General features: G+C 65.7%; 16 protein-coding genes and 1 pseudogene. 10 read left to right on the top strand and 7 right to left on the bottom strand.

From position 1 onward, the window contains the following. Positions 1 to 86: 86 nt before the first annotated feature. The 4 genes from BSQ44_RS04720 to BSQ44_RS04705 all read right to left on the bottom strand — a co-directional run bounded on the left by BSQ44_RS04720 (position 87) and on the right by BSQ44_RS04705 (position 5,079). Entirely contained in the window at positions 87 to 776 is a 690-nt protein-coding gene (locus BSQ44_RS04720; protein ID WP_072602171.1) for a TetR/AcrR family transcriptional regulator, read from the bottom strand. A 55-nt stretch (positions 777 to 831) separates the two neighbouring features. After that, positions 832 to 2,412: an AMP-binding protein gene (locus BSQ44_RS04715; protein ID WP_072602170.1), complete on the bottom strand. Its 1,581-nt coding sequence runs from the start codon at positions 2,410 to 2,412 to the stop codon at positions 832 to 834. A gap of 5 nt (positions 2,413 to 2,417) precedes the next feature. After that, complete coding sequence (locus BSQ44_RS04710) at positions 2,418 to 4,061, bottom strand: carboxylesterase/lipase family protein (protein WP_072607862.1); 1,644 nt, start codon at positions 4,059 to 4,061, stop codon at positions 2,418 to 2,420. Positions 4,062 to 4,290: 229 nt separating this feature from the next. Further along, positions 4,291 to 5,079: a GntR family transcriptional regulator gene (locus BSQ44_RS04705; RefSeq protein WP_072602169.1), complete on the bottom strand. Its 789-nt coding sequence runs from the start codon at positions 5,077 to 5,079 to the stop codon at positions 4,291 to 4,293. A 222-nt stretch (positions 5,080 to 5,301) separates the two neighbouring features. On the opposite strand from BSQ44_RS04705, the gene BSQ44_RS04700 reads away from it, so the two are divergent. From BSQ44_RS04700 to BSQ44_RS04670, 7 genes are all read left to right on the top strand, one after another. Beyond that, the gene (locus BSQ44_RS04700; protein ID WP_072602168.1) at positions 5,302 to 6,819 is read left to right on the top strand and encodes an ABC transporter substrate-binding protein; all 1,518 of its coding nucleotides are present in this window, start codon (positions 5,302 to 5,304) and stop codon (positions 6,817 to 6,819) included. 12 nt (positions 6,820 to 6,831) lie between these two features. Further along, complete coding sequence (locus BSQ44_RS04695; RefSeq protein WP_072602167.1) at positions 6,832 to 7,776, top strand: ABC transporter permease; 945 nt, start codon at positions 6,832 to 6,834, stop codon at positions 7,774 to 7,776. Next, positions 7,773 to 9,704 carry a dipeptide/oligopeptide/nickel ABC transporter permease/ATP-binding protein gene (locus BSQ44_RS04690; protein ID WP_083534474.1) on the top strand — a complete coding sequence of 644 codons (1,932 nt, stop codon included), beginning with the start codon at positions 7,773 to 7,775 and terminating at the stop codon, positions 9,702 to 9,704. Before BSQ44_RS04695 ends, BSQ44_RS04690 begins: the two co-directional genes overlap by 4 nt. Next, positions 9,701 to 10,726 (top strand): ABC transporter ATP-binding protein, encoded by a 1,026-nt coding sequence (locus BSQ44_RS04685; protein ID WP_072602166.1) that lies wholly within the window; start codon positions 9,701 to 9,703, stop codon positions 10,724 to 10,726. The genes BSQ44_RS04690 and BSQ44_RS04685 overlap by 4 nt, the downstream gene beginning before the upstream one ends. Continuing rightward, positions 10,723 to 11,679 carry an alpha/beta hydrolase family protein gene (locus BSQ44_RS04680; RefSeq protein ID WP_072602165.1) on the top strand — a complete coding sequence of 319 codons (957 nt, stop codon included), beginning with the start codon at positions 10,723 to 10,725 and terminating at the stop codon, positions 11,677 to 11,679. The genes BSQ44_RS04685 and BSQ44_RS04680 overlap by 4 nt, the downstream gene beginning before the upstream one ends. Positions 11,680 to 11,713: 34 nt before the next feature. Continuing rightward, on the top strand, positions 11,714 to 12,916 hold the full coding sequence (locus BSQ44_RS04675) for a CaiB/BaiF CoA transferase family protein (RefSeq protein ID WP_072602164.1): 1,203 nt from the start codon (positions 11,714 to 11,716) through the stop codon (positions 12,914 to 12,916). Between the two features lie 131 nt (positions 12,917 to 13,047). Then, complete coding sequence (locus BSQ44_RS04670; protein WP_335622618.1) at positions 13,048 to 14,106, top strand: proline racemase family protein; 1,059 nt, start codon at positions 13,048 to 13,050, stop codon at positions 14,104 to 14,106. Between the two features lie 107 nt (positions 14,107 to 14,213). Here BSQ44_RS04670 and BSQ44_RS04665 read toward each other — a convergent pair whose 3' ends face one another. Further along, positions 14,214 to 15,020, bottom strand: a complete 807-nt coding sequence (locus BSQ44_RS04665) for an SH3 domain-containing protein (RefSeq protein WP_072602163.1) — start codon at positions 15,018 to 15,020, stop codon at positions 14,214 to 14,216. 653 nt (positions 15,021 to 15,673) lie between these two features. On the opposite strand from BSQ44_RS04665, the pseudogene BSQ44_RS27420 reads away from it, so the two are divergent. Further along, positions 15,674 to 15,784: pseudogene (locus BSQ44_RS27420) on the top strand (BA14K family protein); the annotation flags it as partial. 85 nt (positions 15,785 to 15,869) lie between these two features. Beyond that, positions 15,870 to 16,370, top strand: coding sequence for a YciE/YciF ferroxidase family protein (locus BSQ44_RS04655; protein ID WP_072602161.1), 501 nt, complete (start codon positions 15,870 to 15,872; stop codon positions 16,368 to 16,370). A gap of 104 nt (positions 16,371 to 16,474) precedes the next feature. Here the strand turns inward: BSQ44_RS04655 and BSQ44_RS04650 are convergent, their stop codons facing one another. Beyond that, positions 16,475 to 16,711, bottom strand: a complete 237-nt coding sequence (locus tag BSQ44_RS04650; RefSeq protein ID WP_072602160.1) for a DUF982 domain-containing protein — start codon at positions 16,709 to 16,711, stop codon at positions 16,475 to 16,477. Then, positions 16,711 to 16,980 carry a DUF982 domain-containing protein gene (locus tag BSQ44_RS04645; protein ID WP_072602159.1) on the bottom strand — a complete coding sequence of 90 codons (270 nt, stop codon included), beginning with the start codon at positions 16,978 to 16,980 and terminating at the stop codon, positions 16,711 to 16,713. The genes BSQ44_RS04650 and BSQ44_RS04645 overlap by 1 nt, the downstream gene beginning before the upstream one ends. Before the next feature lie 357 nt (positions 16,981 to 17,337). Between BSQ44_RS04645 and BSQ44_RS04640 the strand changes: the two genes are divergently transcribed. After that, entirely contained in the window at positions 17,338 to 17,862 is a 525-nt protein-coding gene (locus BSQ44_RS04640) for a superoxide dismutase family protein (protein ID WP_072602158.1), read from the top strand. The last annotated feature ends 227 nt before the right edge of the window (positions 17,863 to 18,089 follow it).

The raw sequence follows: 18,089 nt of genomic DNA, 5'->3' as shown, positions 1-18,089 counted from the left end.
TTAATCTGTTTCGCGCAAGCGATTCTTCAACCTGTGCGGTGTCCTGCGGGCTTCGGCGCGCGGGCTTCCCCCGCGCCGAAAGCCCCCTATTCCGGCTCTTCCTTCCGGCAGATGGCGAGGAACCCAGCTGCCATGAAGGTCGACATGCGCTGCTTGACCGCCGCGAAGTCCTCGGAACGGCACAAGCCGCCGGAGAGCTTGTCGACGCGGCCCGTGCGCGCAAGGGTCAGCATCAGCGCGCCGGAGACAAAATGATAGCCCCAGAAGATATTCTCCTCGGCGCAGCCGGGCAGCGCCTGCTTCAGGAGGCCGATCAGCCGCAGCACGACCGGATCGAAATGCTCGTCCATCATGGCGGCGCCCCATTCGGGCGTGTTGGCCACCTGAGAGGCGAGCGCGCCGTAGTTCTTCCAGCTCTCGCCGCCTTCGATGTAGAGGTCGAGATCGGTGTCGAGGAAGGCCCGCAAGGCGCCCTCGACCGTGGGCTGGCCGGCCGACGCCTGCTCGTACTCTTCCAGCATGCGCATTCGGCGCTCGCTGGTGACCACCGCGCGGCGGGCGAACACCTCGTTGAACAGGGCCTTCTTGTCGTCGAAGTAGTAGTTGATCAGCGTGTGATGAACGCCGACCTGCTTGGCGACGTCCTTCAGGGTCACGCCATAGAGCCCGTGCCGGGAAAAAAGCAGTTCGGCGGCGTCGAGAATCTGCTCGATCATTTCCGCGCGCTGTTCGGCCTTTGTGGAAGCCTTGCGGCGGGATGCCTTGAGTACGGTCAATTCTGGGCCCTTCCGAATTCCACCGCCTTTGCCCCGCGCGGTGGTGCTGCCTGAGTCACGCCTGTCCGTATTGCGAGCGCAGATGCAGTTTGTCCACCTTGCCGGTCGCCGCGAGCGGCATTTTAGGTAGCCGCACGACCTCTTCCGGGATCCACCACGAGGCGACGCGGTCGCGCAACGGCTCCAGCAGTTGTTGGTCGGTTATGTCCTCGCCCTGGCGCAGCTCGACCAGAAGGATGGGCCGCTCGCCCCACCTGGAATCGGCGCGTCCGATCACCGCTGCCAGCGAGACTTGCGGCAGCGCCGCGACGATCGCCTCGATCTCGGCGGGATTGATCCATTCGCCGCCCGACTTGATAAGATCCTTGGACCGCCCGGTGATGACGAGATTTCCCCTGGCGTCGATGCGGGCGAGATCGCCCGTGTCGAACCATCCCTCGGCATCCGTCGCCTTTTCGGCCTGCCCCAGATAGCGCTCGACCACCGATGCGCCACGCACGCGCAGATGGCCTTCGACGCCGCGCTGCTGTTCGTGGGGACGGCCTTCGGCGTCGGTGAGCAGCAGGTCGATGCCGAGTGCTGGCCGCCCCGAGATGCCCGCATCGCGATCGGCGAGACCGAGCGGCGCGATGGTGCCCAGCGGCGAAAGTTCCGTCATGCCCCAGCTCGTCTGGACCGTGACGCCGAGGCGCCGCTCGATCCGCGCCATCAGGGCGGGCGGCATCGGCGATCCGCCGACGACGATCCGCTTGAGCGACGGAACGTCGCCGCCTTCGGCTTCGAGGTGTTCGACGAGACCGAGCCAGACGGTCGGGACTGCCGAAGCGACCGTGACACCCTCCGACACGATCAGCCGCGCCAGGCTCGCACCGTCGAGATGACGGCCCGGCAGCACAAGGCGAGCGCCGACGGCAGGGGCCGCGAAGGGCATGCCCCAGGCGCTCGCGTGAAACATCGGCACCACCGGAAGCGCGGTGTCCTCAGCCGTCATCGCCATCACGTCGGCCTGCAACAGCCGCAACGTATGGAGATAGGTGGATCGATGGGAATAGGCGACGCCCTTCGGCTGGCCCGTGGTGCCCGAGGTGAAGCAGAGGCCGCATTCGGTGTTTTCGTCGAACCCGCCCCAGGCGATATCCGTCCTGCCTGCAGCAAGAAGAGACTCGAGAGGCTGCGCTCCGGCCAGCTCGATCCCGGGCTCTGCGTCCTCGTCGATCGTCAGGATCGTCCGCAACGGGGCGTTGGCGGCGATCTCGCGCGCCAGCGGCAGGAGATCGGCGCTGACGATGAGGATTTTTGCCCCGGATTTCTGGAGCATCGACGCGGTCACGTCGGCCGTGAGGCGGGGGTTGAGCGTGTGGCATGACGCACCCATGCCCATGATGGCGTACCAGGTCTCGAGATGCGTCTGGCTGTTCCAGGCCAGCGTCGCGACGCGATCGCCGAAGGCGACACCGAGCCCGGCCAGCACGCCGGAAACCCGAAGAGCACGTTCCCTGAGTTCGGCATAGCTTACGCGGGTGCTCGCCCCACCAGCACGAGCGGTGACGACCTCCGCATCCGCGTGCCATTTGGCGGCGTGGTCGAGGAACTTGTCGACCGTCAGCGGATAGGGCTGCATCGCTCCGTCGTTCATCGCCGCTACGCCCCCGACGGCGGAAGAGGCGCCGCCACCCCTACATTCCAGTTCCAGGGAACCGTGCCTGAGCTGCGCCGCTGGCGCACGACCTCATCGAGAAGTTCGAACATTCCCGGAGCAAGGGCGGTTTCGAGCCGGGGATGCCCGGCGAAGCGGATGAATTCGCCTGCAACCGCATGATCCGGCCAGTCGGGCGCAGCTTGCGCGCGCGGCGAGCCGCTGCGCGCGAAGGAAGCCCAGTAGTCGCCAATGGCGAGCGAAAGACTGGCCTCGGACTCCGTTTCCGGTATCGCGGGCCAGAGCGGCGGCGTCCGGTCGGCGGTGCCGAACAGATAGGGCAGTTCGCAAGCATGGAAGGCGTCGAGCCCTGCTCCGGTAGCGGCGGGGTAGGTGTGGTCGAAATAGTAGAGGAATGTGGGAAGGCCGGCCGCCTTCTGCACCTCGGCGAGCTTCAGGACGGTCCAGCCGTAGAGCGCGTCGCGGACAGCGGCGAGCGTGCTTTCCCTGATGTTTCTGGACGGATACAGCGACAGGAAGGGCTCGGCGAGGCTCCCGTAGCGGCTCCTGATCGCGGCCTCGTAGGCCGCCGCGCTCTCAGGGAGCGGCGGGACCAGGAACGGCAGCGAACGGATTTCCCCGCTGTTGAAGCCGGCGAGCAGCGGCACCTTCGCCTGGTCGCCGCGTTCGAAGATATCGACGAGCTGGTCCGGCAGGACATGACCGTCTACGGTGCCCAGCGGCGCGAAGCCTGCCCGCAAAGCAGCACTCGAAAGCTCGTGCGCGTCCATCGCCCGCAGGGCGTCGATATCTTCCGCGCCGAGACTTGCGCACAGGCGCTCTCCGGCGATCTCCGCGGGTTCGTGCCCGTGCCGAGTCTCGTTCAGCGCAGGCATCGAGATCATGTAGGCGCTCTGCGCGATTGCCTTTGCGAACAGCCCGCGCGCCGCAGGTGACGCCATCAGGTAGAGGACGCTCAGCGCACCAGCGGACTCGCCCGCGATCGTCACGTTGTCGGGATCGCCGCCGACGGCCTCGATGTTGCGCTGGACCCATTGAAGCGCCGCGATCTGGTCCAGCAGCCCGTAGTTGCCCGAGACCCCGTCGGGCGATTCCGCACTCAGTTGCGGGTGCGCGAGATAGCCGAGGACGCCCAGACGGTAGTTGACCGCGACGACGACCACGCCTCGCTGCGCCAGGGCGGCTCCGTCGTAGAGCGTCTCGCTGCCCGCCCCCCAGATGAACGAGCCGCCGTGGATCCAGACGACGACCGGCAGGTCACGCGCGTCTTCCGGCGCCCAGATGTCGAGATAGAGGCAATCCTCGGAGGTCGCGGCCAGTTCGCTGGCATAGATGCTGCCGCCACGGCGCTGCGGCTGTACACAGGTCGGGCCTGGAGCGAAGGCATCGCGTACGCCCTCCCAACGGCGCGCGGCGATCGGTGGCCGCCACCGCTGCGACCCGACAGGCGGCTCGGCGTACGGAATGCCGCGAAAGATGCAAAGTCCGTCCCTGCGCACCCCCCGCGCATCGCCGGACGCAAAACGCGCGACGGGAGCCTGCTCCGCGCGCGGTTCGGTCGCCAGTTCCGTCCGATGAAGCTTCAGCGCCGCTCTCCCGCAAAAGCAGGGCGCAAGTCCGCCGGGCACGCCATGATCCTTGATCCCCCCTGAACGCGCCGCCTCCACGGCACGAGCAACATCAATGGTCCGCGGGTTTCCGGAAGTCAATACTCACTATCCAGTGTGTTAATGATGTAAGCCGCACGGGCCGCGATCTGGCTCTGCTTCGAGCACGACGTATGGAAAGCGGTGAGCCAAGATGGCGGGCAGGATGCGCTCCAACCGAAGCAGTGAGAGTGCGTCGGTATCCAAAACCTCAGGATTCCGGAAAGCCGCCCAGTTCAAGCAGGCGATTGCGGTCGTCGAGATCGATGTTGATGTCGAAGACCACGCCGTCGGTGCGGTAGACGAGTTGCGCCAGGCAGAGGACTTCCTTCTTCGCGTTCTGGAAGATGCGGCGCACCCGCACCACCGGGTCGTGGACGCGGATGTCAAGTTCGGCCGCCTCCGCCGGCATCGAGGAGACCACGCGGAAGGTCTGGCGAACGTGACTGAGGCCGACGTCCTTCGTGTCGTAGAGAAGCGTGCTGACGAGTTCCGTCTTCCAGAGCTTTTCGGGGATCATCCGGTGGACCACGTCTGCGACCAGGTACTGGCCGACGATAAAGGGGTGATCGTTGCGCGAGAAGATGCGCTTCATGTGCCGATATTCGCCGAGCGGCTTGCCGTCCTCTGGCGAGAGGCGCAGTTCCACCTCGCTTTCGCGGGAGGGCACGACACGGAAGCTCAGCTCCTTGCCTCTGTAGGCAGGCGAGCCGGTCAACAGGTAGGGCACCGACTCCGGCGTGTGCGGCTTGCCGGTGACGAAGGTGCCTCGCCCGCGCTCGGCGCTGATCAGCCCCTCGTTTTCCAGCCCAGCCAAGGCATGGCGTACCGTCATCGGCGAAACGCCGAAGGTGGCGACGAGCTGCTTCAGCGTCGGGAGCCTGTCGCCGATGTTCCAGGTCTCGTCCACGATCTGCCTGCGGATGATTGCGGCGAGCTGCACGTAGTAGGGGGTCCCGTCCTCCCTCAGCGTCTGCCTGTGCTCAGAAGCGCTCGACAATGGCGCGGTTCCTTTCGTGCGTCTTCCCGACTTCCGATATTGCACACCTCCCCGCGGAGGCAATGGGGAGCCGTCGGCCGGTGCCGAGAAAGCGGTTGCACCATAGCACGATAGTGGTAAAGTACTATAGTTTAATCACAATCGAGATCGCTTCGATTGGGAGGTTCTGGCGCCCGCGAAACCGCGGATCACGTCGCAGATTTCAAGGCTGGGAGGGCCGTGATGAAGAAGTGGATCACAGCATCGGGAGTTATTGCCGCGCTCGCATTCGGGCTTGCCGGAAGTCCGGCGGCTGCGGAAGGCAGCGGCACCTTCAAATACGCGGAACAGGTGAAGCTCATCACCATGGACCCGCAGAAGCAGAGCGGAAGCGGCGTGCCCTTCCTGCGCCCGGCCTATGAGTCGCTGTTCGAGAAAGGCCCGAACGGCGAAAACGTGCCATTGCTGGCCACCAGCTACGAGGTCGACGGCCTCGACGTGACGATCAAGCTGCGCGAAGACGTCAGCTTCTCCAACGGCGAAGCCTTCAACGCCGAGGCGGCGGCGGCGAACATCAACCGCGGCGTCGAGATCGGCATCGTAGAAGGTCTCAAGACCGTCGAGAGCGCCAAGGCGATCGACGAATACACGCTCGGCATCAGGCTCAAGGAGATCGACCCCGCGATCATCACCACCCTGTGCTACACCGGCGGCATGATGATCGCGCCGTCGGCGATGAACGATCCCGCGCTCGACCGCAATCCGGTCGGCACCGGCCCCTACATCCACAGCAAGGACGAGTCGCGCGAGGGCGAGGTGCAGGTCTACGTGCCGAACCCGACCTACTGGGACAAGGACATGATCGGCCTCGCGCGCTACGAGGTGTGGGAGATTCCCGACGATACCGCGCGTCTCAACGCACTCAAGACCGGCCAGATCGACGCCGGCAACTGGCTCTCCAACCCTCAGGCGGCGATCATCGACAAGTCGCCCGACCTGAAACTGATGCGCAACAATGGCGGCCTTAACTACCACGTCATCATCTCCGACCGCGACGGCACGGTCGTTCCGGCCTTCGCCGATCCGCTGGTGCGGGAGGCCATGGCGCTCGCCATCGATCGGGAAGCCTTCAACAAGGCGATCCAGTTCGGCCTCGCGGTGAAGTCGTTCCAGCCCTACGGCAAGGGCGACTGGGCCTACGATCCGTCGCTCGAGGGCGTCTACGAATACAATGTCGAAAAGGCGCGCGAACTGATGGCGCAGTCGAAGTTCCCCGACGGGTTCACCTTCGACATGCCGTCGATCCCGATCTACCAGCCGCGTCTGGAGGCGCTCGCTGGCTTCTTCAACGAGATCGGCATCACCATGAACATCGTGCCCGTGGAGCCCGGCACGCTGGCGCGCCGCAGCCGCACGACGGATTTCCCAGCCACCAACCTCGTCTGGAACACGGTCACGGATCCGAAATTCCTGGCGCTGCGCTACATCTACGAGGATGCGGCCTACAATCCCTTCAAGGTCAAGCCGAGCGATACGCTGCTGGCGCTGGCCAAGGAGGGATTGACCTCGGTGGAGACCGACGTGCGGGCACCGATCTACCACAAGATGGCGGCCCAGCTGGCTGACGAGGCGTTCCTGATATTCGTCACCAATGCGCCGATCTTGATCGGGGTCACCAACGCCACGGCGGAAAACACCACGGTCCGGTATCGCTACGGAGAGGATTCCATCAATCTCCGCGGCCTCAAGGCCAACGACTAGTCACGGGTCTTCATGTTCAGGCTCGTCGCCCAGCGGCTGCTGGCACTGGTGCCACTGCTGTTCATCGTGTCGGTGATGGCGTTCTCGTTCACCTCGCTGCTGCCCAGCGATCCCGTGGACCTCATTCTGGGGGACACGGGAACGCAGGAGCAGCACGAGATGCTGCGCGAGAGGATGGGCCTGAACGAACCCGTGGTGGTGCGCTACTTCCAGTGGCTCGGAAAGGCGGTGCAGGGTGACCTCGGCACCTCCTTCTTCAACAGCGTCAGCGTCACCGACGCTGTGCTGCTGAGGCTTCCGGTCACGCTGTCGCTGACGGCGATATCTGCATTGATCGCCATCGTCGTCGGGGTCGCCGCCGGCGTGGCGGCGGCGCTTCGCCCCCGATCGTGGATCGATCGCCTCGCCACCGTGGGCGCGACCTTCGGCCAGGCGGTTCCAAACTTCTGGTTCGGCCTGATCCTGGTCGCGGTCTTCGCGGTGAACCTGCGCTGGTTTCCGGCCACCGGTTTCACGCCGATCTCGACGTCGCCCTGGGACTGGCTGCGCAGCGTCACCCTGCCCTCCATCGCCCTCGGCCTGTCGTCGAGCGCCGCCATCGCCCGGCAGGTGCGCTCGGCCATGGTTGGGGTTCTCCAGCAGGATTACATACGCGCGGCGCGCGCCCAGGGACTGTCGTCGCGTCGGGTGATCCTGCGGCACGCGCTGACCAACGCCATGGTGCCGGTGGTTGCGGTGCTTTCTTTCCAGATTACCGTCCTGCTCGGCGGCGCGCTGATCGTCGAGCAGGTCTTCGCCATCAACGGCCTCGGCACGCTCGCCATCGCGGCCGTGCGCCAGCAGGACATACCCATGCTGCAGGGGCTGGTCCTGGTGATGGTCGGTCTCGTCGTCCTCGTCCAGCTCGCCACCGACCTCCTCTACGGTCTGCTCAATCCCAAAGCGCGGCCCACGTGACCACCACCAGCCAGAACGAACCGGCCGCCGCGCCGCGCCGCATCCGCTTCCGACTGGACGCCTCGACGGCCATCGTCGCCACGGCGGGCTCGGTGCTGGTCCTGCTCGTCTTCCTCGCGCTCTTCGCGGACTGGATCGCGCCTTACGATCCACTGCGGCAGAACCTGATCAAGGCGCTGCAAGGTCCTTCCGCGGCCCACTGGCTCGGCACCGACGATCTCGGGCGCGACGTGCTCTCGCGGCTGATCTTCGGCTGCCGCATCGCCGTCATCGCGGCGGCGGAAGCCACGTCGATCGCAGTGCTCTTGGGCGTGCCGCTCGGGCTCTTCATCGGCTATCGCGGCGGATGGTGGGATTGGGTCGTCATGCGCGTCGTCGAGGCTGTCGTGTCGATCCCCGGCATCATGGTGGCAATCGTCATCATTGCCATCCTGGGCGCCGGCCTGCACAGGGCGATGATCGCGCTCGGCATCCTGTTCTCGACCTCGTTCCTGCGCCTGGCGCGCGGCGTGGTGCTGGCCGAGCGCGAGGAGGTCTACGTACGGTCGGCCCGGGTCATCGGCGCATCGGACCGGCGCATCCTCATCAGGCACATCTTCCCCAATATCGCCCCGCCGCTCGTCGTGCAGGTGACGCTGACGGTGGGCGCGGTGCTTTTGGCGGAAGCGGGGCTGAGCTTCATCGGCCTCGGCGTGCAGCCGCCCGACGCGAGCTGGGGCACGATGCTCAACTCCGCCGCCGCCTACATGGACCTCAACTGGTTCCTGGCCGTGCCGCCCGGCATCGCCATCATCCTGACCGTGCTGTCGGTGAACCTGCTCGGCGACGTCATCCGCGACTCGATCGGCCGGGGCGTCGCCGTCGGGGTCGATCCCGGCAGGCCAGCGGATCGCTTCGTGCCCGCAATCGCGGCATCCGGACCGGAGAGCGCCGCACAGCCCCCACTCGCCGACGAGGTCCTGCGCGTCGAGGGCCTTCAGGTTCTCGTTTCGGGCCGCGACGGACACGAAGTGCCCGTCATCACCGATCTCTCCTTCGGTATTTCGCGCGGCGAGACGCTTGGGCTGGTGGGCGAATCGGGCAGCGGCAAGACGATCACGGGGCTCTCGATCCTCGGCCTGATCGGGGCCGGCGGCCGCACCACCCACGGATCCGTCTTCCTCAACGGCCGGGATCTTCGAATGCTGACCCCAAAGCAGATGGAGGAGGTGCGCGGCAACGAGGTCGCCATGGTCTTCCAGGATCCGACGACGAGCCTCAACCCAGCCTTCACCGTCGGAAGCCAGATCGCGGAAGTGCTGCGCAAGAAGCAGGGGCTGACCGGCCAGCAGGCCTGGAGCCGGGTCGTCGAGTTGATCGACCGCGTCGGAATCCCGCGACCGGAAGAGCGGGCGAAGGCCTATCCGCACGAGCTTTCTGGCGGCATGGCGCAGCGTATCGCCATTGCACGGGCGCTGAGCTGCAACCCCTCGCTGCTCATCGCCGACGAACCGACGACGGCGCTCGACGTCACGGTCCAGCAGGAGATCCTCGACCTCTTCCGCGACCTGCAGGGCGAATTCGGCATGGCCATCCTGTTCGTCACGCACGATCTCGCGGTCGCCGCCGACATCAGTGATCGCATCAGCGTCATGTATGCCGGCGAGATGGCGGAGATGGCGGAAGTGGACGCGCTGTTCGCCCGCCCACGCCATCCCTACACGCGGGGGCTCCTTTCGGCGATGCCACACGCCTCCTCGCGCAACCCGCCGCTGCCGACCATCCGCGGCAACGTTCCGAGGCCCGGCGCATGGCCTTCAGGCTGCCGCTTCTCCAATCGCTGCGACTTCGCCATCCCCGCCTGTGAGCGCCCGATCCCCCTCGTCGGCACCGACCGGCTGGTCCGCTGCATCCGCGCGCCCGAACTCGAATTGAAGGCCGCGTCATGAGCGCGGAAATCCTTCTCGAGGTCGAAGACCTGTGGGTCACCTACTGGAGCCGTTCGCTGTTCGGGCTGGATCGGAAGCCGTTCCACGCCGTGAAGGGCGCGAGTCTCACCATCCGACGCGGCGAGACGCTGGGGCTGGTGGGGGAATCGGGGTCGGGCAAGTCGTCGATCGCCAACGCCGTGCTCGGGCTTGTGCCGGCCGGCTCGGGCGCCATACGTTTCGGCGGCACCGATCTCACCTCGATGGGGACGCGCTATTCGCCGGATATCCGCAGTCAGATCCAAGCCGTCTTCCAGGACCCGTACTCATCGCTCAACCCGTCGATGACGGTCGAGGACCTCGTCACCGAACCGCTGAGGGTCCACACGAAAATGGACAGGAGCGAGCGGCGCGCCCGGGCGGCGGAACTTCTGAAGTTGGTCTCCCTGTCTGAGGAGCATCTCGGCCGGCACCCGCACCAGTTTTCAGGCGGCCAGCGCCAGCGCATCGCCATCGCTTCGGCTCTCGCACTGGAACCGAAGCTCATTGTGCTCGACGAGCCTGTGAGCGCGCTCGACGTTTCGACCCAGAACCAGATCATCAACCTGCTCTACGAGCGCCGCGACGCCATGGGGGTCGCCTACCTGCTGATCGCGCACGACCTGGCGCTGGTGCATCACATCTCCGACCGCATCGCGGTGATGTATCTCGGCCATGTTGTCGAGGAGGGACCCTCGGACCGCGTCTACCATTCCCCGGCGCATCCCTACACGAGGGCGTTGCTGGACGCGGTGCCGCTGCTCGACCCGGAGGCGCAGCGCCAGCGTCGCGCCGCCCGCAAGGCCGCTCCCGCCCATGAGACACCGCGGGTGTCCGCGACCGCATGCCCCTACAAGAACCGCTGTCCTCACGCGATGCCGCGCTGCCATGCCGAGATGCCTCCGTCCTACCCGGTGGACGGGGGCGGAACCGCGGCATGCTTCCTGCTGGACGAGACGACATCCTCCAAGGCGAGCCCCGCGTTGGACGGAGCGGCTCAATGACGGCTGCGCTCTATCGATCCGATCTTGGCCCCGGCGCGTTCCGGGAGGCGCACGATGTCCTGGCGGAGCCCGGCATACACGTTGGTGAAGCGCCGCTCGTCTGCCGCTGGCCGCGAGACCTCGCTCCGAAGGGTTTCGTGGTGTTCTGCCATGGGCTCGGCTCGAACGGCGGCGCCTATGCCGCCCTTTCCGGATATTGGGCCGCGCACGGCTATCTGGTGATCCATCCGACCTTCGCCGACGACATCCGCATCGTTGCGCGAAACGAGCCGGAGCTCGGTCTCGATCCCGAGAGCGATCTTTCGGAATGGATGACGGTGCCGCATGCGAGGGCCCGCATGCACGCGATCCTGCACAGCCCCGAACGGTGGACCGGACGCCTGGCTGTCGTCGGCGCGGTGATGGACCGGCTGCCGCAGATCGTCGAAGCAACCTGCGGCGCGGCGGAAAGTCCGATGCGCGGCGCGATCGCGGGGCACTCCTTCGGCGCCTACACCGCGCAGCTGCTCGCGGGCGCGGAGATCGACCTGCCGGACGAGCCGGCCCGCCGCTTCGCCGATCCCCGTTTCGAGGCGGCGGTCCTGCTCAGCGCCCAGGGACGAGACCAGCAGGGTCTGCGCGACGGATCTTGGGACGGGCTCCGGGGGCCGATGCTGAACGTCACCGGCACCCTCGACCAGGGCGCCAAGGGAGGCGACTGGCACTGGAAGTGCGAGCCCTACGAGCTTGCGCCAGCCGGCGAAAAGTATCTCGCGGTCCTCGAGGGCGGCGACCACTATCTCGGCGGTTTCGCGGAGCGGCATCGGCAGGTACCGGCACAGCGCGAAGCGGTGGAGCAGATCACGCTCGCCTTCCTCGATGCTCAACTCCGGAACAGCCAGGCCGCGCGCGGCTGGCTCGGGTCGATCGACGCCCGGGTGGGCGAATGCCGGCTCCTTTTCAAGCGCAAATGAACGCCATGCCCGTTTCACACCGAGGTACCATCTGATGTTCCAGCCTCTCGCCGGCATTCGCATCATCGATGTCACGCAGGTCCTCGCAGGCCCCTACGCCGCCTACCAGCTCGGCCTGATGGGCGCGGAAGTGCTGAAGATCGAGGAGCCGGGTACTGGCGACTGGGCGCGCGACAAGGGCCACGTGCCCGGCCTCAACGCCGAGCGAATGGGGCTCGCCTATCTCACGCAGAACGCCAACAAGAAGTCGGTCTCGCTGAACCTCAAGTCGTCGGAGGGGCTCGCCGTGATGAAGCGCCTCATCGAGACCGCCGACGTCTTCATCGAGAACTTCCGGCCGGGAACCATCGCGCGTCTCGGTTTGCCGTTCGACGTGGTGCGGGAGATCAATCCGAAAATCGTCTACTGCTCGATTTCGGCCTTCGGGCAGGACGGCGAGATGAGCCGCCGCCCCGCCTACGACCACGTCGTCCAGGGCATGTGCGGCATCATGAAGACCACCGGAACGGTCGAGACCGGGCCGCAGAAGGTGGGTGCCCCCTATATCGACTACGCGACGGGGCTGAACGCGGCCTTCGCGATCGTATCGGCGCTGCACGAGACCGGGCGCACCGGCAAGGCGGTCCACCTGGATGTCGCGATGCTCGACACCTCCATGCTGCTGATGGCCTCGCTGATAACCAGCCATCTCACGGGCGGCTGGACGCCTCGCCCGTCCGGCAACGAGGCGTGGAGTCAAAGCCCTTCCTCGGGAGCCTTCGAGACGCAGGACGGGCTGCTGATGGTGGCGGCCAACAACGACAAGCAGTTCAGGGCGCTCTGCGCCGGCCTGGGGCGGCCCGACATTCTCGAGGATGCGCGCTGGAGGGAGCCGGCCCGCCGTGCCGAGAACGCCGCCGAACTGCGGGCGGAGTTCGTCCGAATCTTCCTGACGCGGCCGGCGCTGGAGTGGGAGCGCGTGCTCGACGAGGCCGGCGTTCCGGCAGCCAAGGTGCGCTCGCTGGACGAGACGCTCGCCGAGCCGCAGGCCGCGACCCGCGCTTTCGCCCATACGATGCACTGGGACCGCGAGCCGCACGATTTCCACGTGCCCACTCTCGGCTTCAAGGTCAACGGCGAGGTGATCGCGCCGACCACCGCGCCGCCCGAGCTCGGCGGGGATACGCGGTCGGTCCTCGAAGCGCTCGGTATGACCGAGGTGGAGATTAGCCGGCTTTCCGCTGCAGCGGCGATCTGACGCCGCACATCCAAAGTTTCGCCTCCGGCGGCGAAATTCGCCTATCCACCCGCATCTTTCCCTCGGGATTGCGCGCGAGGGGGGCGTCGGCAATGATGCTCTCCCGTCAACGCAACTGGAGCGCGGAAGCAGTGCAGCCCGAACGGCGAGATTCCGCCCGCGACTCCGGACTGCCGGAGGGGAAGATCACCACGGTCGAAATGCACACCGGTGGCGAACCGGTGCGCATCGTGACGGGAGGCTATCCCCCGGTCCTCGGCGATACCATTCTCGACAAGCGCCGCTACGCCCGCGAGCGGCTCGACCATCTGCGCAAAATGCTGATCTTCGAACCGCGCGGCCATCACGACATGTACGGCGTCATTCCGGTCGAGCCGGACCATCCGGACGCCGATCTCGCGGTGCTTTTCATGCACAATGAGGGCTATTCGACCATGTGCGGCCATGCGGTCATCGCGCTCGGCCGTTACGCTGTGGACACGGGTATCGTCGCCCCGACGGTTCCGCTGACGGCCGTCGACATCCAGTGCCCGTGCGGGCTCGTTCGGGCCATGGTGGAAGTCGCGCGGACGCCGGCCGGCTTTCGGTCAGGCTCGGTCACTTTCGAGAGCGTGCCTTCCTTCGCCTTCGCCCTGGACGCCGAAACGCAAGTGCCGGGCATCGGCAATGTTCGTTTCGACATCGGCTATGGCGGCGCCTTCTATGCGATCCTGCCCGCCGGGTCCGTCGGACTGGATCTCTCGTCCAGCCCCCTGCGCGATATCGTCGAGATCTCAGACCGGATCGCGAAGGCCGTGCAGGCCGCCATTGACCTGGACCATCCGGATGATCCGGACCTCGCGTTCCTCTACGGCACTATTCTCACCGACGGCGGGACGGGAAAGGACGCGCCGAGCACCAATGTCTGCGTTTTTGCCGAACGAGAGGTCGATCGAAGCCCGACCGGCAGCGGGGTATCGGCGCGGATGGCAACGCAACGCGCACGGGGCGAAGTCGCGATCGAAGAGCAATGTCTTTTTCGCAGCATGACCGGATCGGTGTTCCGCGCACGTGTGCTTCGTCCAGAGAAGGCCGGCCGCTTCGACGCAGCGCGGATAGAGGTCGCAGGACGGGCCTTTTACAGCGGCACGTCCACCTTCACGATCGAAGAGAACGACGAGATCGGTCGAGGCTTCGTGCTGCGGCCATAGCTTGGCCCGCGGGCGCGACCCCGATTGAAGTACACCTGCTAAAAATCGATGCGCCGACCCTGGGGCCGGCGCATCCTTCGTCCTTCGATCTCTTGGTCAGGAGATCGCTATTCGGTGCTCTCGTTCCCCGCTGCCCCGGGCGTCACACGATCCCAAAGCGATGCATCGTCACCGTCACCACCGAACGCTCCGCCGCGATCGTCGTTGCGCCAATCGGCGCGCCGACCGTCACCGCCCCGGCCACCACGGTTGTCGTTATCGCGCCAGCGACCGCGGCGATCGTTGTCACCGCGCCATCCGCGGCGATCGTCGTCTGCACGCCATCCGCGGCGATCGTCGTCTACACGCCAGCCGCGGCGGTCGTCATCGTCTCGCCAGCCACGGCGGTCGTCATCGTCTCGCCAGCCGCGGCGGTCGTCGTCACCGCGCCAACCCCGGCGATCATCGTCGTCACGCCATCCACGACGGTCGTCGTGGCGACGCCATCCGCGACGGTCGTCATCATCCCGCCAGCCGCGGCGATCGCGGTCCCAGCGGTGGCGGTCGTCGTACCACGGCATGCCGCGATAGTGGCGGCTGGCATAGTCGCCGAAGGCGAAGGAGATGACGGGCAGGTCGATCCGCGCGCCCCAGTCGGGAACCGGCCGGGTGCGGTTGCCATAGCTGTATTCGAGGTAGTCCGAGTAGACCCAGCCACGATTGCCGCGCCAGGAGACGTCGCACCAGTTCAAGCCGCTCTCGCAGCCGTAGATGTTGACGCCGCGGCCGTCCGGAATGGTCGTGATCACCGGATACCGGGTACCGGGACCGGCGCGCATGTTCAGATCCGTCGTGACCTCGGCGTTCTGAGCCAGCGCGGGCACCGCGATGGAGGTAAGCAGCACGGCGGAGAGCGTTGTGAGTGAGCGTTTCAAGTTTTTCTCCCTGGTTTTCTTTTTCCCTGGACCCGCCCAATCCCGGCCCGCTGGCGATGTTCCGAAAAATTTCGGATGCAATCCGCAGTTCGCACACGACGCAAATGTGCGGACGAAGGATGGTTGCGGCCGAAGACCGGGGATCAATCGTCGAAGCGAACCAGTGTGAGGGAAGAGGAAGAGCCGGCGGTCATGCGCGGGGCGAAAGCGGACACCGCCGGCTCTATGTCACCAGGCAATAGTGACGGGAACAGATTGGCGCCTTGGGCTGGCGCTGTCTTTTACCTTTGTTATCCCCATTGAAGAAAGGATACGGCCTCGTGCGGGCCTGAAGCGCTTCCGGCTGGAATGCCGGGAACGGGCGCGGAACATCGACAGTTCTCTCCCGTTTGCCGGCTATGTCCAGGAAGAAGCGTATCCACGTCGAAACCCCTCGTACCGACGGCGGAAGCGTCTTCGGTTTCATCGCAGTGGTGATTCTTTCACTCGGCGCACTGGCACTGCAGGCCGGGACCTCCGAAACGAAAGTTGCCCGGACGGTCTTTTTAGAGCGGCAAGCGAACGTGGATTCACAGGGCAGAGCGCAAGCGCAGGATTCCGAGGACATGCAGTCTCCGGCAAGCGATATCCTTGTCGGCTCGACGGAACCGGACGCGGCCCCGCTCTGCGACATCGCCGCCTGTTCGGATGCCTATCGCTCGTTCAGGGCGTCCGATTGTACCTTCCAGCCATACGAAGGCGAACGACGGTCGTGTACCCGCTGAAGCGGGTGGAACGATTCTTCGGGGTCCATGTTTAAGGCGGGCTGTGCATATGCGCAGATGCTCAAATTCCAGAGGAACCCAGAAGATGGCAAAAGAAAAGACGCTCGAAGACCTCTTCCACGACACGCTCAAGGACATCTACTACGCCGAACGCAAGATCCTGAAGGCGCTCCCGAAGATGGCGCGTGCCGCCTCTTCCGACGAGTTGAAGCAGGCTTTCCAGAAGCACAAGGACGAGACGGAAGGTCAGATCGAACGCCTGCAGCAGGTGTTCGAGATCATCGGCAAGCGCGCCCAGGGCAAGACCTGCGACGCGATCGAGGGCATCATCTCCGAGGGCGAGGAGATCATGGACGAATACAAGGGCACCGACGCTCTCGATGCCGGTCTAGTCTCCTCCGCACAGGCCGTGGAGCACTACGAGATCACCCGCTACGGCACCCTGAAGCGCTGGGCCGAAACACTCGGCATGACCGATGCGGCCAAGCTGCTCGACGAGACGCTGCAGCAGGAATCGAAAACCGACACGGACCTGACCAAGCTTGCCGGCAAAATCGCCAACCCCAAGGCGAAGAAGGCCGCCTGACCGGTCTACGGCTGCGTCGAGAGTAAATGGCCTCCTGCTTATCCGCGGGAGGCCATTTTCCTGATTGCCAGGTCATCGATCCGGCAGTCTTGCGGGGAACGATATTACTCTACGAGATTTCCCGCTTCCTTCGCCGCCCGGAGGAACGTGTCATATGCATCGACGGTCGAGCGATGGCCGTCCAGGACCTTCAGGGCCGTCTCAACTGCTTCTTCGTGCGCGGGGCCTCGATCCGGCCAGGCTGGATCGGAGAGGACGTCGTATGCCTGCCGGGCGGTGGCGACCTCGACCTGCCCGACGGGGCCATCGATCACAACGGCCTGCTCGAATTCCTTTGCCATCACACAAACTCCTTCTTCTCGCCGGCCTGCCCCCGCAGGATCCGGGCTTCGCGGGCCGCTTCCTGGAAGGCCCGTTGTGCGTAGCGGGGAGACTTGCTCCCCTGGAGAGCGGAAACGCAGGCCATCTGCGCATGGCGATGACCGCGCCCGTTGGAACACGGCCATTGATAGAGGAGACACTCCACGGCCTCGCGCGCGCTCGCAATCCGCCGCACCTTGGAGCGCGGAAGTTCTACGGTCACGGGCGTTTCGAACGGGCCGTCACGCATCTCCAGTCTTCTCCTATGCCAGCAATCCCGCGCCGCGGGTCGGAACGGGCGAGGGATCAGGCTGCGGGACGGGGTCCGGCGGCAACGGACCGGGCGGAGGCGTGGGACCGGGCATGGGGATGGGTTCCGTTCCACGGTTCGCTTCGTGAACGGCGAATTGTCGGTCGAAAATTCGCAGGTTGGCCATCGCGAGCATTCCTCTTGCCGAATTCAAGTGTGTCGATAGGTAACCGAAGGGATGGCTCAAGGTTCCGATCCGCACCCGGCGCCGCCCATCGCCCATTTCCCGCATGGTAAGGCAACCATCCACATGCCCGAGTTGTTGTCTGGCGAAGACCTTCTTGAGGAGACGTCACAATGAGAATTCCAGCCGCCACCGCACTCGCCGCCACGATCACCCTCGCGTTCAGCGGGCAGGCTCCGGCCCAGTCTATCTCGGCATCCGCCAACATGATCAACCGGGACGAAGTCGAGGTCGGGACCGTTACCTTCAACACGACCCGGTCCGGCATGCTGCAGGTGATCGTGGAACTGACCGACCTGCCGCCGGGTCCGCACGGTTTTCACGTGCATGAGACCGGCGAGTGCACGGTCGATGGCGGCTTCGAATCCGCCGGTGGCCACTATGCGGGCGACCATTCCCACGGCGTGGAGAGCGACGGCGGACCGCATCCCGGCGATTTCCCCAACGTGCACGCGGCGGAGAACGGCGTCGTGAAGCTGGAGTTCTTCACCGACCGGCTGTCGCTCGATGGCGGCGACAATCCGCTGATGGATGAGGACGGCTCGGCCGTGGTCGTGGATTCCGGCGCCGATGACTACACGAGCCAGCCGTCGGGAGATGCGGGCGACCGCATCGCCTGTGGCGTAATCAGGCAGTAATCGCCTCACCGGGACGAAGACCCGCCGCGCCAACGGCGATGTAGCAGCTTGCCGCCAGCAGCGGAGAAGATCACCAATGCGTTCAGGGCATGGGAATATTCCTTTCGCGCTTCGTCCTGGCACCGTCACCTCGGACGATTCGCAGAACAGCCGCGAAATGACTCCACGAAGCGTGACCTGTTCCCCGAACCGGCGCCGGGGCCGCATCCGCGCTCGAGCAAGGTGGC

Source organism: Aquibium oceanicum, from assembly GCF_001889605.1.
Taxonomy (GTDB): domain Bacteria; phylum Pseudomonadota; class Alphaproteobacteria; order Rhizobiales; family Rhizobiaceae; genus Aquibium; species Aquibium oceanicum.
Note: the sequence above shows the minus strand (reverse complement) of the source record. Positions and strands in the feature narration are given on the sequence as shown.